This is a genomic window from Propylenella binzhouense, assembly GCF_009866965.1.
Lineage (GTDB): Bacteria > Pseudomonadota > Alphaproteobacteria > Rhizobiales > Afifellaceae > Propylenella > Propylenella binzhouense.
This window is the reverse complement of the sequence record NZ_SPKJ01000002.1, coordinates 127,015-153,470: the sequence shown is the minus strand read 5'-3', so window position 1 is coordinate 153,470 and position 26,456 is coordinate 127,015. Positions and strand designations below refer to the sequence as shown.

Genomic DNA, 26,456 nt, shown 5'->3' with positions numbered 1-26,456 from the left:
AGCCTCGGCCGCCTCCGCCGCGGCGAGAAGCGCCGGCGTCGGGCGGGGCTCCGGCAGCGGGGCGAAGGCGGCCGCCACCACCGGCTCGGCTGCGGGCGCCGTGTCCCGCGCGACCGCGAACTCGCTTGCGCCCGACGTGGCGAGGATCCGCTTCAGGTCGGCGCAATATTCCCGGGATGCGGCGGTCATCCGGGTGGCGCGGTGGCCGCCCTGGTACCTCAGCGCCATGCCGCAGACGTCGCGGCCGCCGAGCTGATAGGCCCGGGCCAGGTATTTCATGCCCCAGGTGAGGTTCGTTTCCGGGTCGTAGAGCCCCTTCGTCGTCCCGGTATAGCCGATGCCGCGCGCGGTGGCGGGCTTGATCTGCATGAGCCCGACCGTGCCGAGCCCGGTGGCGTTCGCGTTGTAGCCGCTCTCCTTCTTGATCACGGCATGCGCGATCGGGAGCGGCACGTCATAGGCGGCGGCGTAGCGGGCGATGAGCGCGTCGTAGGGGCTCCGCCCGGCCGAGGGTGCCGGGCGCCAGTCCGAGCGCGCCGCGGCCGTCTGCGCCTTCGGCTCGGCCTCGGCGGCGGGCGCCGGCTGCTGCTGCGTCTCCTTCACCTCTCTTGCGACGGGAAGGAGCGGCTCGCGCTCCTCGGCGGTGGCGGCGGCGATCGACAGGCCGAGGCACAGGACGGCCAGTCCCGGTGCGGCGCCTAAGCGTCCGGCGGTTTGCCGGGCGCAGGGCGCGTTCGACGGGGCGCGAGGCATGGTCGGGCGTTCCTCCAGGGAGCGAAGCGTTCGGCCGCTAGTGGAAGGCTGTGGCCGAATTGTGCCCGCAATGCGGCAAGGGCCTGCGGCTGACGCTGGCGCTTCACCGGAAGATGGGCCACCATCCGCGCGCGGATGCGTGCGGGCGGGGGGCGCATGCCGGCATTCGGGACGGGATCTTCCGGCCTCTCCACCGTCGCGCGGCGGCCTCGGACAGACATGGAACCGCAACAGAAGCGCGCTATCGACGCTGGTCCGGGCCGCGGGATCGGGAGCGATCGCGTCGCATGCCTTTCAGGGAGAATGTCATGAAGAGATGGAGTTCAATGCTGTCGGTGTCGCTCGCCGCGATCGTCGCGGCGACGAGCGTCGCCTCCGCCCAGTCGATGGAGGAGCTGGTGGCGGCCGCCAAGAAGGAAGGCCAGCTCACCACGATCGCGCTCCCGCACGACTGGTGCAATTACGGCGAGGTGATCCAGAGCTTCAAGGACAAGTACGGGCTCAAGGTGAACGAGCTCAACCCGGACGCCGGCTCGGGCGACGAGGTCGAGGCGATCAAGGCGAACAAGGGCAATACCGGCCCGCAGGCTCCCGACGTGATCGATGTCGGCCTCTCCTTCGGCCCGTCCGCCAAGGCGGAAGGCCTGCTGCAGCCCTACAAGGTCTCCACCTGGGATACGATCCCGGACAGCGCGAAGGACGCCGAGGGTCACTGGTACGGCGACTATTACGGCGTGCTCGCCTTCGAGGTGAACAAGGACATCGTGACGGAATCCCCGCAGGACTGGGATGACCTCCTGAAGGGCGACTATGCCAATGCGGTTGCGCTCGCCGGCGATCCGCGCGCCTCGAACCAGGCGATCCAGGGCGTCTACGCGGCCGGGCTCTCGCGTGCGGGCGGCGACGCGGCGAAGGCGGCGCAGGCAGGCCTCGATTATTTCGCCGAGCTGAACAAGGCCGGCAATTTCGTTCCCATCATCGGCAAGGCCGCTTCGGTCGCGCAGGGCTCCACGCCGATCCTGATCCGCTGGGACTACAACGCGCTCGCCGACCGCGACACGCTGAAGGGCAATCCGCCGCTCGACGTCGTGGTGCCGAAGACCGGCGTCGTCGCCGGCGTCTACGTCCAGGCGATCAGCGCCTTCGCGCCGCATCCGAACGCCGCCAAGCTCTGGATGGAGCATCTCTATTCAGACGAGGGCCAGCTCCTCTGGCTGAAGGGCTACTGCCATCCCATCCGGTTCAACGACCTCGCCGAGAAGGGCAAGATCCCGCAGGAGATGCTCGACAAGCTGCCGCCGGCGGAAGCCTACAAGGCGGCCGTGTTCCCGACGCTCGACGAGCAGAACGCGGCGAAGGACGTCATCACGACCAAGTGGGACAGCGTCGTCGGCGCCAACGTCCAGTAGCGGCGCACGCCGCCCGCTCCCGCCAGCCTCCGCGCGGCCGTCACCTCGGCGGCGGCCGCGCTCCCCATCCCCGGGGACCTTGCGGCCTTGCCCCTCCCCGGCCGCAAGGGCATGGTCCGACGGAGATCGCCCAGGATCCCGCATGGCTCAGACCGAGACGACTTCCCTGCCGATCGCCGCGCCGCGCGTGCGGAGCGGGGCCCGCGCCGCGACCTGGCTCGGTGTCGCCCCGTTCTTCCTCTTCGCCCTGATGTTCCTGATCGGGCCGACCTTCATGCTCCTGATCGGCGCGTTCCAGGATGCCGAGGGCCAGTTCACGCTCGCCAATATGGCGAAGCTCCTCCAGCCCAACATCGTCTCGGCCTACTGGATCTCGATCAAGGTCAGCGCCGCCTCCGCCGTGCTCGGCGCCGCCTTCGGCTTCGGCCTGGCCTACGCGGCGGTGCTCGGCGGATTGCCGCGCTTCGTGCGGCCCGTCCTCATGACCTTCTCCGGCGTCGCCTCAAACTTCGCCGGCATCCCGCTCTCCTTCGCCTTCCTGGCGACGCTCGGGCGGCTCGGGCTCGTGACCGTGCTGCTGATGGAACTGTTCGGCTTCAATCTCTACCGCACGGGCTTCAACCTCCTGAGCTTCTGGGGCCTGACGCTCACCTATCTCTACTTCCAGATCCCGCTCATGGTCCTCATCCTCGCCCCCGCGCTCGACGGGCTGAAGCCGGAATGGCGCGAGGCGTCCTCGATCCTCGGTGCGAGCGGCTGGCAGTACTGGCGCCACGTCGCCTTCCCGGTGCTCTGGCCGGCGATCCTCGGGACCACGCTCCTCCTCTTCGCGAACGCGTTCGGTGCCGTCGCCACGGCCTATGCGCTCACCGGCTCGTCGCTCAACATCGTCACAATCCTGCTCTATGCCCAGATCCGCGGCGACGTGCTGCACGACCAGAATCTCGGCTACGCGCTCGCGCTCGGGATGATCCTCATCACCGGAATCTCCAACGGCGCCTACATCCTGCTCCGTGCCCGCGCCGAGAGGTGGCTGCGATGAAGCCGAACCGCATCGGGCCCTGGATCGCCATCGCGCTCGGCGCGCTCTATTTCCTGCTCCCGCTGATCGGCACGTTCGAATTTTCGCTGCGGATGCGCCGCGGCGAATATTCCTTCGACGCCTACCAGGTCGTGCTCGCCGATCCGCGCTTCCAGTCGAGCGTCGCCTATTCGGCCCTGCTCGCCGTCGCGACGATCGTGATCGGCATCCTCCTGATCCTGCCGACCGCCTACTGGATACGCCTGAAGCTGCCCCGGCTGGCGCCGGTCGTCGAGTTCATCACGCTGATGCCGCTCATCATTCCGCCGATCGTGCTGGTCTTCGGGTATCTCCGCTTCTACAACTCGTCCTCGTTCCTGCCGATGACGGGCAATGTCCGGGCGACCGATCTCCTGCTGACCTTCGGCTATGTCGTCCTGTCGCTGCCCTACATGTATCGCGCTATCGACACCGGGCTCCGCGCGATCGACGTCCGCACCCTGACGGAGGCGGCCGAGAGCCTCGGCGCGAGCCGCGCGACGATCCTCTTCCGGGTGATCCTGCCCAACGTGCGCTCCGCCGTCCTTTCGGGCGCCTTCCTGACATTCGCGATCGTGATCGGCGAGTTCGTGCTGGGAAGCCTCCTCAACCGGCCGGTCTTCGCGAGCTACATGCAGCTCGTGGGCGCGAACCGCGCCTACGAGCCCGCCGCCCTCGCCATCATCGCCTTCGTCGTCACCTGGGGCTGCATGGGGCTGATCCAGGTCTTCGGGCGCGCCCGCTACATGGCCAGAGCCGAGAAGGGATAAGAGCGCCATGCCGTTTCTGGAGCTTCAGGGCATCACCAAGGCCTTCGGCCAGCAGCAGGTGGTGCGCCAGATGGACCTCTCCATCGCACGCGGCGAGTTCGTGTCGTTTCTCGGACCGTCCGGATGCGGCAAGACGACGACGCTGCGCATGGTCGCGGGCTTCGAGCGCCCGACCACCGGCACCGTTTCCATCGACGGGCGCGAGGTCACGGATCTGCGGCCGAACCAGCGCGACATAGGCATGGTCTTCCAGTCCTACGCGCTCTTCCCCAACATGACGGTCGCCGGGAATATCGGCTTCGGCCTGCGGGTGGCGCGGCGGCCGGCGGAGGAGATCAGGGCGCGCGTCGCCGAGATGCTCGAGATCGTCAAGCTGCCGCAGCATGCCGGCCGCTATCCCTACCAGCTCTCGGGCGGCCAGCAGCAGCGCGTCGCGCTCGCCCGCGCCCTCGCGGTCAGGCCCAAGGTCCTGCTCCTCGACGAGCCGCTCTCAGCGCTCGATGCCAAGATCAGGGTGTCGCTGCGCGAGGAGATCCGCGCGCTCCAGCGCGACCTCGGAATCACGACGATCTACGTGACGCACGACCAGGAGGAGGCCCTCTCGATGTCGGACCGGATCGTCGTCATGAGCGAAGGCCGGGTGGAGCAGATCGGCTCGCCGTTCGAGATCTACAATTATCCGCGCACGCGCTTCGTCGCCTCCTTCGTCGGCACCCTCAATTTGCTCGAGGGCCGCGTCCTCGATCCGGATTCGGGGCGGATCGCCGTCGACGGCCAGGAGATCGTCTCCGCGCGCGGCCTCGCGGGATCGCAGGCCGGCGAAACGCGCGTCGTGGCGCTCCGGCCCGAAGCGCTCTCGCTGCAGAACGGCCACCTCGATCACAACAGGCTCCGCGGCACGATCGACGAGGTGAGCTTCCTCGGCTCGGTCGTGCGCGTGCGCGTCTCGCTCGGCGGATCGGCGATCTCGCTCGACATGTTCAACCAGGCCAGCGTGCCGCCCCCGGCGCGCGGCGCGCCCGTCACCGTGAGCTTCGCGCGCGAGGATCTGGTCGTCCTCGACCGCGCCTGAACCGCGTGATGCCCGGCGGCGTCGAGCGGGCCGCCTAGGAGCTCAGATTCCGAATAGGTCGCCGGTCCCCGGTCCTCGGGCTCCGTTCCGCGCCGTCCGGCCATCTCAGACTCCGAGCGCCGCCTTCACGCGCTTGGGGCTGAGCGGCAAAGTGCGGATGCGGACCCCGGTCGCGTCGGCCACGGCATTGGCGATCGCCGCCGCGGTCGGCCCCTGGGCGCCCTCGCCGGTCCCGAGAAACGGCTGGTCGGGGCGGTTGACGATGTGAACCTCGACCGAGCCCGGCACCGATTCGAACCGCATGATCGGATAGCTCCCCCAGTCGCGGCTGGTGATCTCCTCGGTCGAGAACCGCACCTCCTCGAATCGCGTCCAGCTCGAGGCCTGAAGGATGCCGCCTTCGGTCTGGTTGCGGATGCCGTCCGGATTGACCGCGAGCCCGCTGTCGATGGCCGCCACGATCCGCGGCAGGTGGATGTAGCCGGTGCCGGCATCGACCTCCGCCTCGACCGCGATCGCGACATAGCAGGCGAGGTTCTTGTAGCGCGCGAAGGCGAAGCCCTGGCCGCGGCCGGGTCCGGGCTTCTCGCCGGGCTTCCAGCCGAACTTCTCGGCGGCCGTCTCGACGACGGCGCGCGCGCGCGGATCCTCCAGGTAGCGCATCCGGAACGCCACCGGGTCGGCCTTCGCCGCGCGCGCGAGTTCGTCCATGAAGCTCTCGACGGAGAACACGTTCATGTAGGCTCCGAGCGAGCGGAGCGCCGAGGTCCGGATCGGGATCTCGGGGATGAAATGATCCACCACCCGCACGTTCGGGATCCGGTAGAGCGGGATCGCGTTGCGGTCGCCGCCGCCCGCCGGCTGCGGGATCGGCTTCGGCCGGTCGGGCTGGAACGGGCTTTCGATCTCCCAGCCCGGGAGAAGCCATCCCGCGCCGCCGGGCCGGGTGGAATGGGGACAGCTCCAGACGTCGTAGGTCCAGCCGACGAGGTTGCCGTCCGCGTCGAGCTGCCCGCTCGCCTCCGTGATCATCGCCGAGCCGAGCGGCTCCCAGCCGTGCTCCTGCTCGCGCATCCACTGGACCCGGACCGGCCGGCCCGGCATTTCGCGGGCGACGAGCGCCGCGTCGCCGCCGACATCGTCGGCCGCGTTATGGCCGTAGCATCCGGCGCCTTCCATGTGGATCACGCGGACCTTCTCCGGCGGCATCCGGAGAAGCTCGGAGACCGCGGCGCGGAGCGGAAAGGCGCCCTGGGTGTGGCTCCAGACGGTGAGCGCGTCGTTCTCGTAAAGGGCGACGGCGCAGGAGGGGCCGATCGAGCCGTGCATCTGGTAGGGCCGGAGATAGCGCGCCTCGATCGTCTGCGCGGCGTTCGTCACGCCGCCACCCTCCGCCTTGATGACCCGCTCCTCGGACTGGAGCCGCCGCAGGACCTCGAAGATCTCGTCCTCGTTCGGCAGCGCGGCGGCGCGCTGCCAGGTCGCTCCGGCGGCGAGCGCCTGCATCGCGCGGATCGCCTGGAACTCCCGTTCCGCGACGACGGCCAGGAAGTTGCCGTTGCGGACCACCTTCAGGAACCCGGGAATGGCCTCCGCGCCGCGCGTATCGAGGCCGGTCAGCCGGGCGCCGCGGCTCGGCGGCCTGACGATCCGGGCGTGGACCATGCCCGGCAGGCGCAGGTCCTGGACGTAGGCGACGCCGCCGGTCACCTTCGCCGGAATGTCGATGCGGGCGACCGAAGTCCCGATGATCTTGTATTCGCCGACCGGCTTCAGCCGGGAGGGCGCGGCGGCCGCCACATGGAGGGAGCGCCCGGCCACGAGCTCGCCATAGCCGATGCGCCGGCCGTCGGGAGCGAGCACGGCGCCGCCCTCGGCGCGGAGCTCGCCCGCCCCGGTGCCGAGCCGTTCCGCCGCCCAGCCGGTCAGGATGTGGCGGACCTGGGAGGCCGCATGCCAGATGGCGGTCCCGCTTTCCTCCATGGAATGGCTGGCGGCGGTATAGCCCTCGTCGGCGGTGCGGGCGGTGTCTGCGGTCACGAGCGCGACCGATCCGAGCGGCACCGAGAGCTCGTCCGCTGCGAGCTGCACCAGCGCCGTCTTGATGCCCTGGCCCAGTTCGGCCTTTCCGGTGAAGACGGTCACCTTGCCCTCCGCGTCGATCCTGATCCAGGAATCGAGCATCGGATTGTCCTTGAGGCTGCCCCATTCGGGCAACGCCTCCGCCTCCGACTGCACCTCCTGCGCCGCCGCGCGCGCGAAGGGCCGAAGCGAGAAGCTCACCACCAGCGCGCCGCCGCCGCCGAGCAGCGTGCGCCGCGTCAGGTTCGGCTGGAATTGCGCGTTCACAGCCGCGCCTCCCCGCCGGCGGGCGCGGCGGATGCCGATCCCATCGCGTCGGCCGCGCGCCGCACCGCCCTCAGGATCCGCATATGCGTGCCGCAGCGGCAGAGATTCGGCTGCATCTGGCGCCGGATCTCGGCGTCGCTCGGCCGGGCGTTGCGCTCCAGCAGCGCCTGCGCGCGCATGATCATGCCCGCGATGCAATAGCCGCACTGGGCGGCCTGCTCGTCGATGAAGGCCTGCTGCAGCGGCGACGGGTTTTCCGCCGTCCCGAGCCCTTCCACCGTGGTGATCCGCCGGCCCTCCAGCAGCGAGATCGGCGTCACGCAGGAAAAGACCGCATTGCCGTCGACCATCACGGTGCAGGCCCCGCATTGGCCGAGACCGCAGCCGAACTTGGCGCCGTTCAGCGCGAGGTCGTTCCGCAGCACGTAGAGGAGCGGCGTGTCGGGATCGGCGTCGACCTGGCGGGTCGTGCCGTTCACGTCGAGAGCCATCATGACGCGTCACTCCCTCTGATGTCCCGGATCGTCGCGCCGAGCTCGCGCCAGGCCGGCGCGTTGCCGAAATGCCGCCGCACATAGATGAGGAGCGCCTCGAGCTGCTGATCCGTGAGCGCGCCGGCGAAGCCCGGCATGATGGGTCCCGGCTGCCCCTCGGGCGGATGGATGCCGTCGAGGACGATCCGGACCAGGTTGCGCGGGTCCGGACCGGTGACGCTGGAGCTGAAGGAGAGCTCGACCGGGCGCGTATAGGGAAGCGCGCCGCCTTCGTGGTGGCAGGTCGCGCAGGCGCCGACGAAGAGCCGCTCGCCGTCCTGCAATCCCTCGGCCTGGACCGCGCTGATCTTCGGCCGGTCGACCTGGGGCACGGGGCCGAAGGCGCGCTCCTCGGCGAAGGCCACGACCTGGTCCGCGCTGCGGCGGCTCGCCGTCCGGCCGCCGGAGAGCGAGGCGACATAGGTCGCGATCGCCGCGATGTCGGCCGCCGGGGCGTCCTTCATGGTCTCCACCACCGGCGCCATCGGCCCGGCCGCGAGGCCGTGATGCGGATCCCAGCCGCGCAGGTAGTTCGCGAGCGCCTCCTCCGTCCAGGGCATCGGCGCCGGCGAGCTCGCGTCGAGCGCCGGGGCGTGCCAGCCTTCGGCGACGCCGCCCGCATAGCGCCTGTCCTTCCTCTCGGCGCCGAGCGCGTTGACCGGCGTGTGGCAGGAGCCGCAATGGCCGAGGCCCTCGGCGAGATAGGCGCCGCGGTTCCAGGCCTCGCTCTGGTTCGGATCCGGCCGGAACGGGCCCTCGTCGAGGAAGAGCAGGTTCCAGCCCGCCATCAGCGGCCGGAAGTTCAGCGGGAACGGCAGCTGGTTCGCCGGCGCCTCGGCCCGCACCGGCTCCCGGGTCATCAGGAAGGCGTAGATGGCGCGGATGTCCTCGTCGGTCGCCTTGGTGAAATGCGGGTAGGGGAAGGCCGGATAGAGATGGCTGCCGTCGCGGGCGACGCCCTCGCGCATCGAGCGGCGGAACGCCGCCTCCGACCAGCGGCCGATGCCGGTCTCGGGGTCGGGCGTGATGTTGGTGGAGTAGATCGTGCCGAACGGCGTCGGGATCGGCAGTCCGCCGGCATAGGCCTCCCCGCCCGCGGCGGTGTGGCACACCGCGCAGTCGCCGATCCCGGCGAGCGCGGCGCCCCGGGCGATCGCCGCGTCGTCGAAGGCGGTGCGGCCGGGCGGGTCGATCGGATCGTAGGCGGAGCGCCAGGCGAGCGCGAAGAAGCCGATGCCGGCCGCCAGGACCAGCACGATCAGGCCGAGAAGGAGGCGCTTCCACATTGCGGTCCCTCGCGCGCGGGAGCGACCCGGCGAGCCGGGAAACGAATCGCTAATGCGCGGCGGGACCAGCCGTTCCGGACCGGGCGTGGATTGTGCGCCCGGAGACCGGCGCGCCCCGGATTGGCGGCCGCCTCAGAGCTCGGCGGGCCCCGCCAGGCGGCCCCGCTCGGCAAGGTGCCGCTTGAGCAGGCGCACGTTCTTCGTGTTGGCCTTGTGGAAGAAGTCGCCCACCCAGCCGATCACCGGCACGAGCCCGATCAGATAGTCGAGCGCGATGTTGCCGAGCATCCTCGCCTTCACCGAACCGTCGGCGCCGGCCTTGTGCGCCTCCCAGACGATGTAGGCCGAGAGCGCCGCCGTCGCGGTGTCGCCGACCACCGGCAGCAGCCCGACGATGCCGTCGACGCCGACCGGCATCCTGATGCCCGGGACGTAGAACTGACGGTCGAGCCATCTCTCGAGATTGTCGAGGCGGCGCATGCGCCGCGTGGTCTCGTCGTCGGCGACGTAACGGCCGGCGAAGCCAGTCGCCGGGCCGGATCTCGAAGGGGAGGATGCGTCGATCGCTGTCATGGCCCGGAAATGGTGATGGCGCCGGCCGGTTCCAACGCCGGCCGTCAGTCGCCGAGCCGGCCGTACCAGATCGCAAGCGAAACCAGCGCCCGCCTCATCCAGGTGCTGCTCGGCAGCGGCGGGATGTGGAGGCGGGTATAGAGGTCGAGCTCGCCGCCGCGCCCGTGCAGGCGCTCCACGAGAAGCCGCCCCACATAGGGGGCGAGGCCCACCCCCTGGCCCGAAAAGCCGGCCGCCGCCCAGACTTGGGGCGCGATCTCGCGGACGAAGGGAAGGCGCGGCTTGGTGACCGTGACGATGCCGCCCCAGGCATGCGCGATGCCGACGTCCTTGAGCTGCGGGTAGACGTCGAGGAGATGCGGCAGCACGAAGGATCGGATGTCGGACGGGATTCTGCCGGCATTGCTCTCGCCGCCGCCGAAGGTCAGTCGCCCGTCGGCGAGCTTGCGCCAGTAGCGGACGACGAAGCGGCTGTCCGAGGCGCCTTCGCCGCCGGGCAGGATCGTGTCGCCGAGCGGGCCGAGCGGCTCGGTCGCGACCATGTAGCTGTTGATCCCGAGCGTCCGGCGCCGGGTCGCCCGCTCGAGGCCGTTCGAGCGTCCGTTGGTGGCGACGATCACGTGCCGTGCCCGCACCTCGCCGCGGGCGGTGCGCACCAAAGGTCCGGCGCCGTGCCGCGAAAGCGCCGTCGCCGCGCTCTCCTCGTGGAGCGCGGCGCCGGCCGAGACCGCGGCCCGCGCAAGGCCGTGGGCGAGGCGGAGCGGGTCCAGGTGGGCGCCGCCCGGATCCCTGATCGCACCGAAATAGGCGCGCGAACCGAGCGCAGCCGCCGTCTCCTCGCGTCCGAGATACTCGACCGGGTAGGAATAGCGGTCGCCGAGCGCTTCGACATGCTCCTTCGCCTCGATCACGAGCCCCGGCTTGTGGAGGGCGTGGATGAGGCCACGCTGCAGGTTGCACTCGATCCCGAAGCGGTCGATCAGGCCGAGCACATGCGCCTTCGCGGCCTCGCCGAAGCGCCAGAGCGCGAGCGCGCGGCCATAGCCGAAATGCGTTTCGAGCCAGAGCACGTCCTGCCGCTGGCCGGAATGGAGCTGGCCGCCGTTCCGCCCCGAAGCGCCGGCGGCAAGGCGCCCGGCCTCGAGCAGCACCACGGACCGCCCCGCCTCGGCAGCGGCGAGCGCCGCCGAAAGCCCGGTGAAGCCGCCCCCCACCACCACGAGGTCGGCCTCGTGCGTCCCCTCGAGCGGGGCAAAGCGCGGCGGGTCCGCGATGCAGCGGGCGTAGAAGGGCTCAGGCAGCGCCGGGCGCATCGTCAGACGCTGAGAAGCAGGTACTCGCGCTCCCAGGCGCTGATGACGCCCATGTAGGTCTCGAACTCGGTCTCCTTGATCGTGCGATAGGTGCGCACGAAGCTCTCCCCGAAGATCTCGACCAGTTCAGGCGTGTTCTCGAGGAGCCTCACCGCGTCGAGGATCGAGCGCGGAAGCGTGAAGACCGGATCCTTGTTCGGGCCCTCCTGGGGCTTGTCCGGCTCGAGCCCGTTGACGATGCCCAGGTAGCCGCAGGCGAGCGATGCGGCGATCGCGAGATAGGGATTGGCGTCGGAGGACGGCACGCGGTTCTCGACCCGGCGATCCTCCGGATTGGAGAGCGGCACGCGCAGGCCGACCGTCCGGTTGTCGTGCCCCCAGCGCACGTTGATCGGCGCCGACGTGTTGCGCGAAAGGCGGCGGTAAGAATTCACGAAGGGCGCCATCATGCACATGACGCGCGGAATGTAGGTCTGCAGCCCGGCGATGTACCCGAGGAAGGTCTGCGACGACCCGCCGTCCGGGTTGGAGAAGACGTTCGCTCCGGTCGCGATGTCCACCACCGAATGGTGAATGTGCATGGCCGAGCCGGGCTCGTCGGCGATCGGCTTCGCCATGAAGGTCGCATACATGTTGTGGCGGAGCGCGGCCTCGCGGATCGTACGCTTGAACAGGAAGACCTGGTCGGCGAGCTCGACCGGGTCGCCGTGACGGAGATTGATCTCCATCTGGGCGGTGCCGTCCTCGTGCGCGAGCGTGTCGATTTCGAGTCCCTGCGCCTCGGAGAACTCGTAGACGTCGTCGAAGAGGGCCTCGAACTCGTTGACCGCGGTGATCGAATAGGCCTGCCGCGCGCGCTCCGGGCGCCCGGAACGGCCGACCGGCGGCTCGAGCGGATAGTCCGGGTCGATGTTCGGCTTGACGAGGTAGAACTCCATCTCCGGCGCGACGACCGGTCTCAATCCGCGCCTGGTGTAGAGTTCCACGACGCGCCGGAGCACCTGGCGCGGCGCGATCTCGAAGGGCGTCCCGTCCTTGTGGAAGGCGTCGTGGATGACCTGCGCGGTCGGGTCGCTCGCCCAGGGGACGATCGCAAGAGTTGAGAAGTCGGGCAGGAAGAGCAGGTCGCCGTCGGTGAGCCCTTCCAGGAAGGCCTCCTCCTCTTCGGGATATTCGCCGGTGATCGTCTGGGTGAAGATCGACCCCGGCAGCGTCATCGGACGGCCGCCGAAGAACTTCTCGGTGGGCATCAGCTTGCCGCGTGCAACGCCGGCCTGGTCGGGAATGATGCACTCGACGTCTTCGATCCGCCGGCTGCGGCACCATTGCCGCGCTTCGGACAGGTCGGCTACGCCGCGGGCGGCCGGGGCTTCCGATGGGGTCGCTTCTCGCTCGATGACTGTCATGATCTCCCTCGCCCCTTTCTAGCCGGTCCGTTCGTGGGAGGAAAAGCAATTCCGACGGGTGGTCCGCCGTCGGCCGGTCCGCTCGCCGTCGCGCGTCAGGTCTCGTCCAACGCCGGACCAAACACCCTTCGGCGCACGCGCGGCCTTGATCCAGAACAAGGCCGGGCCGCGCCGACGGCTTATTTGAAAAATGGTCTCATCCCGGTAATGTCTCCGGAAAAGGAGCGAGGATCACTCGCAGAGATGGAGGAACCCTGTGACTGAGGCGGTCACGTTCATAGTGGCAGACGATCATCCGCTCTTTCGCGGGGCGCTCCGGCAGACCGTCGGGGCCGCATTCCCGGGCGCGCGCATCATCGAGGCGGGCACCCTCGACGAGGTCGCCGCGGCGATCCGCGATCTCGACGAGCCGGATCTCGTGCTCTTCGACCTCTCCATGCCCGGCACGCGGGGCTTTTCCGGCCTCGTCTATCTGCGCGCGCAATATCCGGAGATCCCGATCTGCGTCGTCTCCGGAAGCGAGGACCCGGCGACGATCCGGCGGGCGATCGCGCTCGGCGCGTCCGGGTTCATCCCGAAATCGGCCGCGCCGGCCGTCGTCGCCCAGGCCGTCGCGACGCTGCTCTCCGGCGACATCTGGACCCCGCACGGAATCGCCCTCGATGCCGAGGCCAAGGTGGAGGCGGAGATCGCCGCCCGCCTCCGCACCCTCACGCCGCAGCAGGCGCGGGTGCTGATGATGCTCTCGGAGGGGCTCCTCAACAAGCAGATCGCCTACGAGCTCGGCGTCTCGGAGGCGACGGTCAAGGCGCATGTCTCGGCGGTGCTCCAGAAGCTCGGGGTCGAGAACAGGACCAAGGCGGTGCTCACCGCCGGCCGGTTCGACCTCGGCCAGTGGCAGCTCCACGCGGCCGAATAGTCATTCCGCCGCGGACCGGATCGTCATCGTCTGCATCATCAGCGCCCTGAGCGCGGCCGGCTTCAGCGGCTTGTTGAGGACGCGCACGCCGGCCCGGCGCGCACGCTCCTTGAGCTCCGCCGAGCGGTCGGCGGTGATGAGCACCGCGGGCACGTCCGGGCCGAACCGGCTGCGCAGCTCGCTGATGGCGCCGAGCCCGGTGGCTTCGTCGAGATGGTAGTCGACGAGCATGATGTCGGGCCGGCCGGCATGGCGTAGCGCCCGCAGCGCCGCCCGGGCGTTCTCCGCGGCGACCACGCGGCATCCCCAGCCCGCGAGCAGCGCCTCCATGCCCGACAGGATCTTCGGATCGTTGTCCATGCAGAGCACCAGCATCGCCGGCGGCAGCACGGAGGAAGCCGCTTCGGACATTTCCGCCGGCGCGGCGCGCGGCAGCCCCGGCGCGGAGGGCAGCACAACAGTGAAGCGCGTCCCGCGGCCGGGCGCGGAGACGAAGCGGATCGGCGCCTCGAGCACGCGCCCGATCCGCTCCACGATCGAAAGGCCGAGCCCGAGCCCCGGCGCCACCCTTGCGCCCGCCTCCAGCCGGCGGAATTCCTGGAAGACCAGCGCCTGCTCCGCTTCGGCGATGCCGATCCCGGTATCGACCACCTCGACCGAGACGCGACCGCGCCGGCGCCGGCACCCGACCAGCACCGCGCCGCCGGCCGGCGTGTACTTGACCGCGTTGGAGACGAGATTCTGGAGGAGGCGGCCGAGGAGATGCGGGTCGGACACGACGGTGAGCGAGGAGGGCACGACCGTCAGCGTCAGGCCCTTCGAGCGCGCCGCGAGCTCGAAGTCGACGCGGAGCCGCTCCAGGATGTCGGCGATCGCGACCGGCCGCAGGTCCAGCCTGAGCCGGCCGGTATCCAGCCGCGAGATCTCCAGCACCGCGCGGAAGATGTCCTCGACCGCGTCGAGCGCCGTCTCGACATTGTGCGCGAGCTCGGCATTCGGGGTGCCGGCGGAGCGTTCCGACAGCGCCGTGGCGTAGAGCCTTGCGGCGTTGAGCGGCTGCAGCACGTCGTGCCCGGCGGCGGCGATGAACCGGGTCTTGCCGATATTGGCCTCCTCCGCGGCCGCGTTCGCCGCCTCGAGCGCAGCGTTGAGCCGCGTCAGCTCCTCGGTGCGCTCGGCCACGCGCTGCTCGAGCGTGGCGCGCGCCTGCTCGAGCGCGGCCTGGCTTTCCGCGCGCTCCGTGATGTCCGTCACGGTGAAGAGGAGGCCGGTCTCCCCGATCTGTTGCGGCTCGATCGTGAGCAGGCGGCCCGTCGCCGGATGGCGCTCCCTCAGGCCCGCGCGCGCATCAACGAGCCGCGCGAGCGCATCGTCGGCGACCGCGTCGGTCTCGCCGGGACCGAAAAGGCCCGCGGCCGCGAGGTCCCGGATCATCTCGCGGAGCGGCGCGCCTACGCGCCCGTGCTCGAGGCCAAGCGCGAGGAGCAGTCTGAAGTTCCGGTTCCAGCAGACCAGCCGGCAGTCGGCATCGAAGACGGCGACGCCCTGCTCGATGCGGTTGAGGACGCCCTGGAGGAGGTGGCGATTGTAGTGGAGCGCCGCCTCGGCATCGTCGAGGAGGCGCTGGGCGCCGCGCTGGGAGGGATTCTCGCGCTCGAGGAGAAGCGAGAGCACGAGCCGCGACGAGGCGGCGCCGATGGCGCTCGCGAGCAGCTGCTCGGTGAAGTGAAGCACGTTGAGGTCGGCGGTCGCGCGCGGATCGAGCTCGCGGCCGGTCTCGTTGCGGAAGCGCTGGTAGGAGCGCTCCGCCCGCTCCGCGCCGAGATAGCGGGCGGCGACCTCCTGCAGCTCGCCGATCCGCACGCCGGTGCCGATCGGCCTGATCTTCGGCGAGGGTAACCGTTCGAGCGGGACGAAGAGGTTGGCCTGGAGCCGCTCCATCGGCCGGGGCTGGCGGGTGAGCGACACGGCGACATAGGCCAGGAGGTTGAGCGAAAGGCTCCAGACGACGCCGTGGGTGAGCGGGTCGAGCGAGAGGTTGAGGAGGCCCTGCGGCCTGAGGATCGCGATGCCGAACGGCCCGGACTGCAGCAGGTCGGGCCAGAGCAGGCCGGCCGCCACGAGGTCCGGGAGGAGCAGCGTGTAGGCCCAGGCCAGGATGCCCGCGGTCATGCCGGCGATCGCGCCGCGCGCCGTTGCCCGCCGCCACACGAGCCCGCCGAAGAAGGCGGGCGCGAGCTGCGCGACGGCGGCGAAGGAGAGGAGCCCGATCGAGGCGAGGACGGGCGCGCCGGCGGCCCGGTAGTAGAGATAGCCGGAAAGGAGCACGAGCACGATCGCGCCGCGCCGGACGTTGAGCACGAAGCCGCTCATGTCGGCCGGGAGCAGGCTCCGGCTGCGGCCGCGCAGGATGAGCGGCAGCACGATCTCGTTGGAGAGCATGATCGCGAGCGCCACGCTCGCCACGATCACCATGGCCGTGGCCGCCGAAAGGCCGCCGAGGAACGCGATCAGCGTCACCGCGCCGGCGCCCGCCTCCAAGGGGAGCCGCAGCACGAAGAGGTCGCCGTCGGATGCCGCGCCGAAGGCGAAGCGGCCGGCAATCGCGAGCGGCACGACGAAGAGATTGATCGCCGCAAGATAGGCCGGGAAGAGCCAGGCGGCCGAGCGCAGCTCGCCCGGGCCCCGGCTCTCCACGGCGGTGACGTGGAACTGGCGCGGCAGCAGGATGCAGGCGCAGGCGGAGAGGACGGTCATGGTGATCCATCGCCCGCCGGCGCGCTCCCCCGCGAGCGTCGCGGCGATCTCGGGATCGCGGAGGGCCCGGCCGAGGAGGTCGCCGAGACCGTCGTTCAGCACGTAGGTGACGTAGCCGCCGACCACCAGGAACGCCGCGAGCTTCACGACCGCCTCGACCGCGATGGCGAGCATCATGCCGTCCTGGTGCTCGGTCGCGTCGGCATGGCGGGTGCCGAACAGGATCGCGAAGAGCGCCAGCGCGCCGGCGAGGAGCAGCGCGAGATCGGCGAAGGCCGGGAGCGCGCCCGCGGCGAGCCCCGGCATCAGCGTCGCGACCGAGGCGGCGATCGCCTTCAGCTGGAGCGCGATATAGGGGATGACGCCCACCGCGGCGATGAGGGTGGTCACGATGGCGACCGCCTGGCTCTTGCCGTAGCGGGCGCCGACGAAATCCGCGACCGAGGTGATGCGCTCCGCCTTGGAGAGCCGGACCACCCGTTTCAGCACCGGATAGCCGAGCGTGAACACCAGGATCGGCCCGAGATAGATCGCCAGGAACTCCCAGCCGGTGCGCGAGGCGAGCCCGACCGATCCGAAGAAGGTCCAGGAGGTGCAGTAGACGGAGAGCGCCAGCGCGTAGAGGATCGGGCGGCCCGACGTGCGGCTCCGCGCGCGCGCCCGGTCGCCGTAGGCGGCCACGGCGAACAGCGCGGCGATATAGGCGATGGCCGTCAGGACGGCGACCCAGCCGAGCACGGCGAAACCCGATCCAACCTCGGCCGGATCATAGCAGCCGGCGAGGCCCGTGGCAGCTTCCCCGGCAGGGGCTCAGGACGAAGTCGCGCTTGTCCTTCGCCGGCTTCGGGGCACAATGGCAGGATGCGCATCCGAAGGGGGGCTCGGCCGTGTTCGAGGAATTCAAGAAGTTCGCGCTGCGCGGCAACGCGCTCGACCTCGCGGTCGGCATCATCATCGGCGGCGCCTTCGGTGCGATCGTCTCCTCGCTCGTGGACGACATCATCATGCCGCCGATCGGCCTGATCCTCGGCGGCATCGACTTCTCGCAGATCTTCGTCGTGCTGAAGGGCACGGGCACCTACAACACGGTGGCGCAGGCCAAGGCGGACGGCGCCGTGACCTGGAACATCGGCCTCTTCATCAATGCGATCGTGAAGTTCGTCATCGTCGCCTTCGCGGTCTTCATCCTGGTGAAGGCGATCAACCGCCTGACGCAGAAGCAGATCGAAAAGCCCGCCGAGGCGCCGCCCCCGCCGCAGGACGTCCAGCTCCTGATGGAGATCCGGGACCTCCTGAAGGCGCGCGGCGGCTGAGCGCGCGCTCTCCGCTTTCCCGGCCGCGGGAGTTGCGCTAGGGCTCTCGCCCATGAACCAGACGCTCCTCGGGGCGCTTCGCCGCGAAGCACGCGAAGCGCCGGAATCCGGCATTGTCGAAGTCATGAACTACGGCCGGGAGCGGCCGGGGATGATCCCGCTCTGGGCCGGCGAGGGCGATCTTCCGACGCCGGACTTCATCTGCCAGGCCGCCGCCCGCTCGCTCGCCGCTGGCGAGACCTTCTACACCTGGCAGCGCGGCATCCCGGAACTCCGCCGGGCGCTCGCCGCCTATCACGAGCGGCAGTTCGGCCGGAGCTTCGAGCACGAGCGCTTCTACGTGACCGGATCCGGCATGCAGGCGATCCAGATCGCCATCGCCGCGGTCGCCGGAACCGGCGACGAGGTGATCGTGCCGACGCCGGCCTGGCCGAACTTCGCCGCGGCGCTCGGCGTGGCCGGCGGAACCCCGCGCTTCGTCCCGATCACGCTCTCAGGATCGCGCTGGAGCCTCGATCTCGATGCTGTGGCCGCCGCAATCAACGAGAAGACCCGCGCGATCTTCATCAATTCGCCGTCCAATCCGACCGGCTGGACGGCGACGGAAGAGGATCTTCGGTTCCTGCTCGCGCTCGCCCGCCGCCACGGCCTCTGGATCGTCGCGGACGAGGTCTACAACCGCTTCGTCTACGGGCGCGAGCGGGCGCCGTCCTTCTACGACGTGATGTCCGAAGGCGACCGCATCCTGTTCGTCAACACGTTCTCGAAGAACTGGGCGATGACGGGCTGGCGGATCGGCTGGATCGCGGCGCCGGAATCGCTCGGGCCGGTGCTCGAGAACCTCATCCAGTATTCGACCTCCGGCGTCGCCGCCTTCATGCAGCGCGCCGCGGTGGCCGCCCTCGAGGAGGGCGAGTGGTTCGTCCGCGAGCAGGTCGCCCGCGCCGCGGAAGGACGGCAGATCGTCTGCGGCGCGCTCGAGGGGTCGAACCGGGTCCGCTTCGCCTGGCCGGACGGCGCCTTCTATCTCTTCTTCGCGATCACGGACGAGCCGGACACCTCCCGCCTCGGCCTCCGGCTCGTCGACGAGGCGAATATCGGGCTTGCGCCCGGCACGGCGTTCGGCCCCGGCGGCGAGCCCTATATGCGGATCTGCTTCGCGCGGCGCGCCGACGACATGCGGGAGGCGGCCCGGCGGCTCTCCTCCTGGCTCGCCCGCTAGGTCGTCGGCAGGCGTGGCCGCGAGCCCCGTCCGCGTCAGGGCGCTGCGCATTTCCGTGACGCTCCTGGCGGGAGCGGCCGGCGGAAGCCTCGCCTCCTATGCCGGACTCCCGGCGGGCACGCTCTCCGGCAGCCTGCTCGCCGTCGCGATCGTCTCGCTCGCCGGCTTCCCGACCGAGGTGCCCAACTGGCTGCGCCTGCCGGTCTATCTGTTTCTCGGCATCTATGCCGGGACGGGAGTGGGCCCGGAGACGATCGTGCAGATGCGGACCTGGCCGGTAAGCTTCGCGGTCGTCCTGGCGACGCTCGTCGTCGTGGTCGCCATGTCCTACCGGTGGCTCAACCGGTGGTGCGGCTGGGACCCGATCTCGGCGCTCCTCGCGGCGATGCCCGGTTCGCTCGCCATGGTCATGGCCACCGCCGAATCGGTCAATGCCGACCTCAGGAAGATCGCCGTCACCCAGACCGTCCGGCTCCTGATTCTGATCGAGATCATTCCCCTCCTGGCGCTCCTGACCGGCGTCGGCACAGGCGCACCCGATGCGCCCGTGCACGAGACGGCGACGGCAGATCTCCACCAGGTGGCGATGGTGTTCGCGCTCGGCGCGGTCGGCGGCATCCTGCTGATGCGGGCCAGGCTGCCCGGCGGGCTGATGCTCGGCGGTCTCATCGCGACGGCCGTGCTCTATCTGACAAGCGCGGTCGACGGACAGCTTCCGCCCGGCCTCGTCGCGCCGGCCACGGTCGTTCTCGGCGCGGTGGCGGGCAGCCGCTTCCGTCCGGGCGACTGGCAGCTCCTGCCGCGCCTCGGCGGGCCTGCGATCGTCGCCTTCGCGATCGGGATGGGCATCTCGCTCGCCGCGGCGACCCTCGTCACGGTCACGCTCGGGGTCGGCTTCATCCAGGCCTTCATGGCGTTCGCGCCCGGCGCCATCGAGGCGCTCATCATCGTCGCCTTCGCGCTTGACGTCGACCCGGCCTATGTGGCCGCACATCACGTGGTGCGCTTCTTCGCGATCTCCCTGACGACGCCGCTCATCGCGAAATGGGTCAGCAAGAGGCCCGGCCCGCGCGGCTGAGCGGAGGCAGGGTCACAGCAGCCGAGGATGATACCGGACGCTCGCCGAAGCCGCGCCCGGACGGCTCTCAGCCGCCGGAGGCGGCGAAGATCTCCGCACGGCGGGAGACGATCTCCACCGTCGTCGGGCCGGTGAGCGGAAGCCCGATATGGTCCCACGTCTCCACCAGGGACTCGACCAGCGCGTCGATCAGCGCGTCGGAGTGGAACGGCGTCGGCGTGATGCGGAGCCGCTCCGTGCCGCGCGGGACCGTCGGATAGTTGATCGGCTGGATGTAGATCCCGTGCCGGTCGAGAAGATGGTCGCTCGCCGCCTTGCACGCTTCCGGATCGCCGACGAGCACCGGCACGATGTGGGTCTCCGACGGCATGACCGGCAGGCCCGCGTCGATCATCCGCTCCTTGGTACGGGCCGCCTGGCGCTGCTGCGCCTCGCGCTCCGCGGAGGAGACCTTCAGGTGCCGGATGGAGGCGCAGGCCGCGGCGGCGAGGCCCGGCGGCAGCGCCGTCGTGAAGATGAAGCCCGGCGCGTAGGAGCGGACGGCGTCGACGACGGCATGGGTGCCGGTAATGTAGCCGCCGAGCACGCCGAACGCCTTGGCGAGCGTGCCCTCGATCACGTCGATCCGGTCCATCACGCCGTCGCGCTCGCAGATGCCGGCGCCGCGCGGGCCGTACATGCCGACGGCATGCACCTCGTCGATATAGGTCATCGCGCCGTAGCGCTCGGCGAGATCGGCGATCCGCCCGACCGGCGCGACATCGCCATCCATGGAATAGACCGATTCGAAGACGATCAGCTTGGCGCGCTCGCGTCCCGCCGCCTTCAGCAGGTCTTCCAGATGCGCGAGATCGTTGTGGCGCCAGATCTGCTTCTGGCTGCCGGCGCGGCGCACGCCCTCGATCATGGAGGCGTGGTTCAGCTGGTCGGACAGGATCAGGCAGTCCGGCAGGAGCCGCGAGATGGTGGAGATCGAGGCCTCGTTCGACACGAAGCCGGAGGTGAAGACGAGCGCCCCCTCCTTGCCGTGGAGGTCGGCGAGCTCCGCCTCGAGCTCGACCAGCGGATGGTTGGTGCCCGAGATGTTGCGCGTGCCGCCGGCGCCGGCGCCCATCCGGCCGGCCGCCTGCTGCATGGCCCGCACCACCTTCGGGTGCTGGCCCATCCCGAGATAGTCGTTCGAGCACCAGATGACGATGTCGCGCTCGGCATCGCCGGTCCGGTGGATGGCCTTCGGAAACGAACCGACCCGACGTTCCAGATCCGCGAAGACGCGATAGCGCCGCTCGGTGCGCAGCGCGTCCACCGCGCTCTGGAAATGGCTCTGATAGTCGAACATCCGTGGCTCCAGCCCGCTCGGATCTATTAGTAAGCGCGAATGTGTTCAAATTTCCAGCGGCACCTTGCCGCTGCCTGCTCAACGGGCGGCGGGCGATCAGCGCCTGGGCATTTCCTCGCGTAAACCTTAACGCTTCACGTCGTTTCCCGAAAGGGCGTGCGCCTTCCGTCGGCACGCGGCAGAGGAAGGATGTCGATAAAACTTTACTCAAACGCGGCCGGACGGGCCGCCTTGCGTCGACGGAGGGGTCATGTTCAACGGGCTCGCTTGGGCGCGACGGCCGGGCATCTTCTCGAACGAGAGCGGCAATGTCGGGATCATCTTCGCGTTCTCCGCGATTCCCCTGATCGGGCTGATGGGAGGCGCCGTCGATGTGACGCGCCAGCAGCGCTACAAGGCGGAGATCGCCAACGCCATGGACGCGGCCGCGATCGCGCTCGCCCGGCAGCCGGCGATGAAGAAGCCGGAGGCCGACGCCTTCGTGAACCGCTATGTCGAATCGGTGATCGGCAAGCCCGATGCGTCGGTCCACCTGCCGGGCTTCGAGACCGAGAAGACGGAGAGCGGCTACGTCGTGAGCGTCGAGGCGACGATGGACACCGCCTTCCTGCCCCTCCTCGGGTTCGCCACGCTGCCGATCGACCTGACGACGGAAGTGGCGAGCTCGGCGGGCAAGTACGAGATCGCGCTCGCGCTCGACAATACCGGGTCGATGGCCCAGAACGGCAAGATCCAGGCGCTGCGGAAATCGGCGGGGGAGCTGGTCGACACGCTCTATGCCGAGGAGGGATCGGAGGACCGGGTGAAGGTCGCCCTCGTGCCCTTCGTCACGGCCGTGAACATCCGCGGGAAGGCGTTCGACTGGTCCTGGATCGAGCGGAAGGGCGCCGACGATCCCTACGGATTCGCCTTCGAGGGCGGCAAGGCCGTGGACCGCATCGCCCTCTTCGCGAAGATGGGATCCGAATGGGACGGCTGCGTCGAAGCGCGCACAAGCGGCTATGACGAGACGGACGAGGCGCCGGTCGATGCGGCGACGCGCTGGGTGCCCTATCTCTGGCCGGACGAGCCGGACAGCTCCTACCACAGCTACCTCGCCGACGGGGTTTCCGGCGACTACTGGACGCGCCTGCGCGACCTCTCGAAATACGGGAAGAAGGTGAAGGTCAACGATCCGCGCACCGGCGGCCCGAACCTCGCCTGCCCCCGTCCGGTCGTGGAGCTCACCGACGACGTGAGCCGCATCAAGGGCGAGATCACGCAGATGCAGCCGCATCCGGCGTCGGGAACCAACATCGCCCAGGGTCTCGTCTGGGCCTGGCGCGTGCTTTCGCCGGAGGCGCCCTTCACCGAGGGCGTAGCCTATTCGGACAAGGAGACGACGAAGGTGCTCGTGCTCCTCAGCGACGGCTTCAACCAGGGCGTCGGCTCGAGCGCGCCGGTCAAGTCCGACTACACCTCCTACGGCTATCTCGCGCAGAAGCGGCTGGGCTCGGACACGATCGAGGGCGCGGAGCGCGCCACCGACAAGAAGGTCTCGCGAATCTGCGAGAGCGTGAAGGCGAAGGGGATCCGCGTCTACACGATCCTCTTCCAGGTCAACGCGGCGAGCATCCAGGACGTGTTCCGGACCTGCGCCTCGACCGGCGAGGACGGCGAGCCGCTCTATTATTACGCCCCCGACGCGGCGACGCTGCAGACCGCGTTCGAGGATATCGGCGACGACCTCACCACGCTCCGGATCACGCGCTGACGCGGCTAGCGGCTCCGCGCGGACGGCTCGCCGGGCGCGAAGAGGCCCGCCGCCGCGACGAGCCAGCCGAGGATCATGAGGGTCCCGCCCCAGGGCGCGGGGCTCGGCGCGAGGTGGATATCGAGCAGGGCGCCGAGCGCCAGCGTGCCCGAGAAGACGAGCGCGCCGGCGAGCAGCATCCATTGCGCCGCCGCGATCAGCGCGGCACGCCCCGGCGCCGCCGCCAGCGCGATCACCGCCGCCGCGTGGAAGAGCAGGAAATAGGCCGCCGTCTCGAGGTTGCCGCCGCCGGTGACGTGCGCCGCGGCCGCGGCGAGCGCGACCCCGGCTCCGCCCATGAGCGCGGCAAGGGCATGCACCAGGCGGTGCGCAAGGCGGCCCGCGGCCATGGCGATCTCCTCCGGACCGTTCCGGCCCGGAAGGCCTTTGCGCCGGTCCCGCTCCGCCTGCAAGCGCCGCGATGTCTCACCGGGTGACGAGGGCCGCCGCGCCGGCGCCGGGCTGCCGCGCCAGCGGAGCGACCGAGGCCGGCCCCGCGTTCTCCCACGGCCAGGTCGCCACGCGCACCTCCGCCGGGGTCTCGGCGTCGCGCGGCCAGAGCATGAAGAGGGCCAGCAGGGCGACGCAGGCCGACGCGGCGAAGATGCCGGCAAGGGAATTGTCGGTCATTGACGTTCCGATCGTGAAATGCCTGTCGCCCGCAAACGCAGAATTTGCCGTGCTGTTCCAGGGACATGGAGGAGACTCCGGCCGGCGCCGGCGCGGGCGGCCTGCATCCCGCGCCGAAATAAGCTAGAGGTCCCTCGTCCGGATGGCGTGCCCGGGACGGGCGCCCCGGCCGGCGGCGAGGAGGGGCGCGTGCCAACGATCCTGACCGACATCGCCACGCGGGTGTGGAACCACACCTTCAAGCTCGATCCGATCGTGCGGAGCCTGCTCGATACGGATTTCTACAAGCTCCTCATGCTGCAGATGGTGTGGGGGCTCTACCGCGACGTCGACGTCACCTTCTCGCTCATCAACCGGACGGCCGGCGTCCGCCTCGCCGACGAGATCGACGAGGCCGAGCTCAGGGCGCAGCTCGACCATGCCCGCGAGGTCCGCTTCACCAAGCAGGAGATGATCTGGCTCGCCGGCAACACCTTCTACGGGCGCAAGCAGATCTTCGGCCCGGAATTCCTCGAATGGCTCGCCGACTTTCAGCTGTCGGACTACGAGCTCCGCCGCGTCGACGGCCAGTACGAGCTCCATTTCAGGGGGCCCTGGACCCACACGATGATGTGGGAGATCCCGGCGCTCTCCATCATCAACGAGCTGCGCTCGCGCGCGGCCATGAACGATCTCGGCCGGTTCGAGCTCGACGTGCTCTATGCCCGCGCCAAGGCGAAGCTCTGGAACAAGGTCGAGCGGCTCTGCCGGCTTCCGGACCTCGTCATCTCCGATTTCGGCACCCGCCGCCGGCACGGCTTCCTCTGGCAGCGCTGGTGCGTCGAGGCTCTGAAGGAGGGGCTCGGCGACGCCTTTATCGGGTCGAGCAACGTCCTCATCGCCATGGAGGCCGGGCTCGAGGCGATCGGCACCAATGCGCACGAACTGCCCATGGTCCTCGCGGCGCTCGCCGGCGCCGACGACGAGGCGCTGCGCATGGCGCCCTACCGGGTGCTCGAGGAATGGCAGCGCTATTACGGCGGCAACCTCCTGATCGTGCTGCCGGACACGTTCGGGACGCCGGCCTTCCTGCGGGGCGCGCCGGACTGGGTCGCCGACTGGACCGGCTTCCGGCCGGACTCCGCCCCGCCGATCGAGGGCGGCGAGATGATCATGCGCTGGTGGCGCGAGCGCGGCCAGGATCCGCGCGACAAGCTGCTCGTCTTTTCCGATGCGATGGACATCGACACGATCGAGACGACCTACCGCCATTTCGACGGCCGCGTCCGGATGAGCTTCGGCTGGGGGACGAACCTCACCAACGACTTCCGCGGCGTCTCGCCGAAGCGGCTCACCGGGCTCGAGGCGATCTCGCTCGTCTGCAAGGTGACGGAGGCGGACGGCCGGCCCGCGGTGAAGCTCTCCGACAATCCCAACAAGGCGACCGGGGAGCCCTCGGAGATCGCCCGCTACAAGCGGGTGTTCGGCGAGACGAGCTTCGAGGCGCGGAGGGTGCTGGTCTGAACCACGGCCGCGTGCTGCCGCCCCGGACTCAGGCGAGCGGCACGTTCCGCGTCTCCACGCCGATCGCGGCGACCGCCCCGGCCGCGACGAGGAGGAGGGCGGCGAAGACGGCGAGCGCGGTGCCGAAGCCGGAGGCGACCACCGGCGCCATGGCGGAGGGAGCGAGCAGGCCGCCGAGCCGCGCCATCGTCCCGGCCGCGCCCATCCCGGTCGCGCGGAGCGTCGTCGGGTAGAGCTCCGGCGTGAAGGCGTAGAGCGAGCCCCAGGTGCCGAGAAGGGCGAAGCTCATGACGATCATCGAGCCTGCGACGAGCGGCGCCGACGTGGTGACGGCGTAGAGGAAGCAGCCGGCTGCGCTCAGCACCAGGAATCCGATCAGCGTCGGGCGCCGGCCCCATTGCTCCACGCCGTAGGCGGCGAGCGCGTATCCCGGAAGCTGGGCGAGGGCGAGAACGACCAGGAAGAGGTGCCCGCGCACGAATCCGAATCCCTGGCCGGCAAGGCGCGCCGGCAGCCAGACGAACACACCGTAATAGGAGACCGAGACGAGCAGCCAGGCGACGAGCACGAGCAGCGTCCGCCGCAGGAGAACGCCGGAGAAGAGCGCCGCGAGCCCGGGCTGCGCCTCCCGCGTCTCCGCCAGCTCGACGGCGGGCGCGGTCCGCCCGTTCGCGTGGGCGATGCGCTCCAGCACGGCGCGGGCCTCCCGGCCGCGCCCGGTGCGCAGCAAATAGAGCGGCGATTCCGGCACCCACAACCTCAGCAGGAGGCCGATCAGGGCCGGCGCGCCCGTCGCCAGGAAGATCGTCCGCCAGGCGTCCTCCCCGCCGCCCGCCTGCGCCGCCCATGCCGCGAGCGCGACGAGCACGGTTCCGACCGCCCAGAACCCCTCCAGGACGACGAGCCAGCGGCCTCGGCGGTCGGGCGTCAGGAACTCCGCCATCATCGCATAGTCGACCGGCAGCGTGCCGCCCACCCCGAGGCCGGTCAGGAACCGCAGCGCCAGCAGCCAGCCGAAGCCGGGCGCGACCGCCGAGAGAAGGCCGAACACCGCGTCGATCAGCACCGTCGCGATCAGCACCCGTCGCCGGCCGAAGCGGTCGGCGAGGCGGCCGAACAGGCTGGCGCCGATCAGCATTCCCAGGAAGAAGAGGGTACCGGTCTGCAGCGCCTGCGGGACGCTCAGCCCGAAGGTCGCGGCGATCGAGGGCGCGGTGAAGCCGATCGCCAGGACCTGCATCGCATCCGCGGCCCAGACGAGGCCGAAGATGCCGATGAGCCGCTTCTGGAAGGCGCCGACGCCGGCAGCCGCCAGCGCCGTCTCGAATGGGACCGCCGCCATCTCTCCCCTCCTTCGGACGCGCCGGGCAGCATGCGCA

At 70.1% G+C, this 26,456-nt stretch carries 22 protein-coding genes; 10 read left to right on the top strand and 12 right to left on the bottom strand.

The genetic code is table 11. The features are described 5' to 3' along the window. A partial coding sequence (locus E4O86_RS01450; protein ID WP_161138728.1) for a lytic transglycosylase domain-containing protein occupies positions 1-753 on the bottom strand: 753 nt, incomplete at its 3' end. Positions 754-1,061: 308 nt separating this feature from the next. Between E4O86_RS01450 and E4O86_RS01445 the strand changes: the two genes are divergently transcribed. The 4 genes from E4O86_RS01445 to E4O86_RS01430 all read left to right on the top strand — a co-directional run bounded on the left by E4O86_RS01445 (position 1,062) and on the right by E4O86_RS01430 (position 5,064). After that, on the top strand, positions 1,062-2,162 hold the full coding sequence (locus E4O86_RS01445) for an ABC transporter substrate-binding protein (protein WP_246206077.1): 1,101 nt from the start codon (positions 1,062-1,064) through the stop codon (positions 2,160-2,162). A gap of 142 nt (positions 2,163-2,304) precedes the next feature. Next, the gene (locus E4O86_RS01440; protein WP_161138727.1) at positions 2,305-3,204 is read left to right on the top strand and encodes an ABC transporter permease; all 900 of its coding nucleotides are present in this window, start codon (positions 2,305-2,307) and stop codon (positions 3,202-3,204) included. Beyond that, positions 3,201-3,992 (top strand): ABC transporter permease, encoded by a 792-nt coding sequence (locus E4O86_RS01435; RefSeq protein WP_161138726.1) that lies wholly within the window; start codon positions 3,201-3,203, stop codon positions 3,990-3,992. Before E4O86_RS01440 ends, E4O86_RS01435 begins: the two co-directional genes overlap by 4 nt. 7 nt (positions 3,993-3,999) lie before the next feature. Then, positions 4,000-5,064, top strand: coding sequence for an ABC transporter ATP-binding protein (locus E4O86_RS01430; protein ID WP_161138725.1), 1,065 nt, complete (start codon positions 4,000-4,002; stop codon positions 5,062-5,064). A 105-nt stretch (positions 5,065-5,169) separates the two neighbouring features. On the opposite strand, the gene E4O86_RS01425 is transcribed toward E4O86_RS01430, so the two are convergent. The 6 genes from E4O86_RS01425 to E4O86_RS01400 form a co-directional block, all read right to left on the bottom strand. Beyond that, on the bottom strand, positions 5,170-7,413 hold the full coding sequence (locus E4O86_RS01425) for a molybdopterin cofactor-binding domain-containing protein (protein WP_161138724.1): 2,244 nt from the start codon (positions 7,411-7,413) through the stop codon (positions 5,170-5,172). After that, a complete protein-coding gene (locus E4O86_RS01420) occupies positions 7,410-7,907 on the bottom strand; it encodes a (2Fe-2S)-binding protein (protein WP_161138723.1) in 498 nt (165 codons plus the stop codon). Before E4O86_RS01420 ends, E4O86_RS01425 begins: the two co-directional genes overlap by 4 nt. Further along, entirely contained in the window at positions 7,904-9,232 is a 1,329-nt protein-coding gene (locus E4O86_RS01415) for a cytochrome c (RefSeq protein WP_161138722.1), read from the bottom strand. The genes E4O86_RS01420 and E4O86_RS01415 overlap by 4 nt, the downstream gene beginning before the upstream one ends. Before the next feature lie 132 nt (positions 9,233-9,364). Beyond that, positions 9,365-9,805 (bottom strand): DUF4112 domain-containing protein, encoded by a 441-nt coding sequence (locus E4O86_RS01410; RefSeq protein ID WP_161138721.1) that lies wholly within the window; start codon positions 9,803-9,805, stop codon positions 9,365-9,367. A 44-nt stretch (positions 9,806-9,849) separates the two neighbouring features. Further along, a complete protein-coding gene (locus E4O86_RS01405) occupies positions 9,850-11,118 on the bottom strand; it encodes an NAD(P)/FAD-dependent oxidoreductase (RefSeq protein ID WP_161138720.1) in 1,269 nt (422 codons plus the stop codon). A gap of 2 nt (positions 11,119-11,120) precedes the next feature. Continuing rightward, positions 11,121-12,524 (bottom strand): glutamine synthetase family protein, encoded by a 1,404-nt coding sequence (locus tag E4O86_RS01400; protein WP_161138719.1) that lies wholly within the window; start codon positions 12,522-12,524, stop codon positions 11,121-11,123. Between the two features lie 256 nt (positions 12,525-12,780). Between E4O86_RS01400 and E4O86_RS01395 the strand changes: the two genes are divergently transcribed. Beyond that, a complete protein-coding gene (locus tag E4O86_RS01395) occupies positions 12,781-13,443 on the top strand; it encodes a LuxR C-terminal-related transcriptional regulator (RefSeq protein ID WP_161138718.1) in 663 nt (220 codons plus the stop codon). Here the strand turns inward: E4O86_RS01395 and E4O86_RS01390 are convergent, their stop codons facing one another. Next, positions 13,444-16,938: a PAS-domain containing protein gene (locus E4O86_RS01390; protein ID WP_161138717.1), complete on the bottom strand. Its 3,495-nt coding sequence runs from the start codon at positions 16,936-16,938 to the stop codon at positions 13,444-13,446. Positions 16,939-17,087: 149 nt separating this feature from the next. On the opposite strand from E4O86_RS01390, the gene mscL reads away from it, so the two are divergent. The 3 genes from mscL to E4O86_RS01375 are packed head-to-tail and all read left to right on the top strand — an operon-like array spanning position 17,088 to position 19,813. Continuing rightward, a complete protein-coding gene (gene mscL, locus E4O86_RS01385) occupies positions 17,088-17,513 on the top strand; it encodes a large conductance mechanosensitive channel protein MscL (protein WP_161138743.1) in 426 nt (141 codons plus the stop codon). 52 nt (positions 17,514-17,565) lie between these two features. After that, on the top strand, positions 17,566-18,735 hold the full coding sequence (locus E4O86_RS01380; RefSeq protein WP_161138716.1) for a pyridoxal phosphate-dependent aminotransferase: 1,170 nt from the start codon (positions 17,566-17,568) through the stop codon (positions 18,733-18,735). A 13-nt stretch (positions 18,736-18,748) separates the two neighbouring features. Further along, positions 18,749-19,813: an AbrB family transcriptional regulator gene (locus E4O86_RS01375; protein ID WP_161138715.1), complete on the top strand. Its 1,065-nt coding sequence runs from the start codon at positions 18,749-18,751 to the stop codon at positions 19,811-19,813. Between the two features lie 67 nt (positions 19,814-19,880). Here the strand turns inward: E4O86_RS01375 and hemA are convergent, their stop codons facing one another. Then, positions 19,881-21,152 (bottom strand): 5-aminolevulinate synthase, encoded by a 1,272-nt coding sequence (gene hemA, locus E4O86_RS01370; protein ID WP_161138714.1) that lies wholly within the window; start codon positions 21,150-21,152, stop codon positions 19,881-19,883. 250 nt (positions 21,153-21,402) lie between these two features. Between hemA and E4O86_RS01365 the strand changes: the two genes are divergently transcribed. After that, positions 21,403-22,905, top strand: coding sequence for a TadE/TadG family type IV pilus assembly protein (locus E4O86_RS01365; RefSeq protein WP_161138713.1), 1,503 nt, complete (start codon positions 21,403-21,405; stop codon positions 22,903-22,905). A 5-nt stretch (positions 22,906-22,910) separates the two neighbouring features. Here the strand turns inward: E4O86_RS01365 and E4O86_RS01360 are convergent, their stop codons facing one another. Both E4O86_RS01360 and E4O86_RS01355 read right to left on the bottom strand, forming a co-directional pair. Continuing rightward, the gene (locus tag E4O86_RS01360) at positions 22,911-23,294 is read right to left on the bottom strand and encodes a DUF423 domain-containing protein (RefSeq protein ID WP_161138712.1); all 384 of its coding nucleotides are present in this window, start codon (positions 23,292-23,294) and stop codon (positions 22,911-22,913) included. A gap of 76 nt (positions 23,295-23,370) precedes the next feature. After that, the gene (locus E4O86_RS01355) at positions 23,371-23,574 is read right to left on the bottom strand and encodes a hypothetical protein (RefSeq protein ID WP_161138711.1); all 204 of its coding nucleotides are present in this window, start codon (positions 23,572-23,574) and stop codon (positions 23,371-23,373) included. Positions 23,575-23,772: 198 nt separating this feature from the next. On the opposite strand from E4O86_RS01355, the gene pncB reads away from it, so the two are divergent. Beyond that, the gene (pncB, locus tag E4O86_RS01350; RefSeq protein ID WP_425500102.1) at positions 23,773-25,077 is read left to right on the top strand and encodes a nicotinate phosphoribosyltransferase; all 1,305 of its coding nucleotides are present in this window, start codon (positions 23,773-23,775) and stop codon (positions 25,075-25,077) included. A 28-nt stretch (positions 25,078-25,105) separates the two neighbouring features. On the opposite strand, the gene E4O86_RS01345 is transcribed toward pncB, so the two are convergent. After that, the gene (locus E4O86_RS01345; RefSeq protein WP_161138709.1) at positions 25,106-26,419 is read right to left on the bottom strand and encodes an MFS transporter; all 1,314 of its coding nucleotides are present in this window, start codon (positions 26,417-26,419) and stop codon (positions 25,106-25,108) included. Between the last annotated feature and the right edge of the window lie 37 nt (positions 26,420-26,456).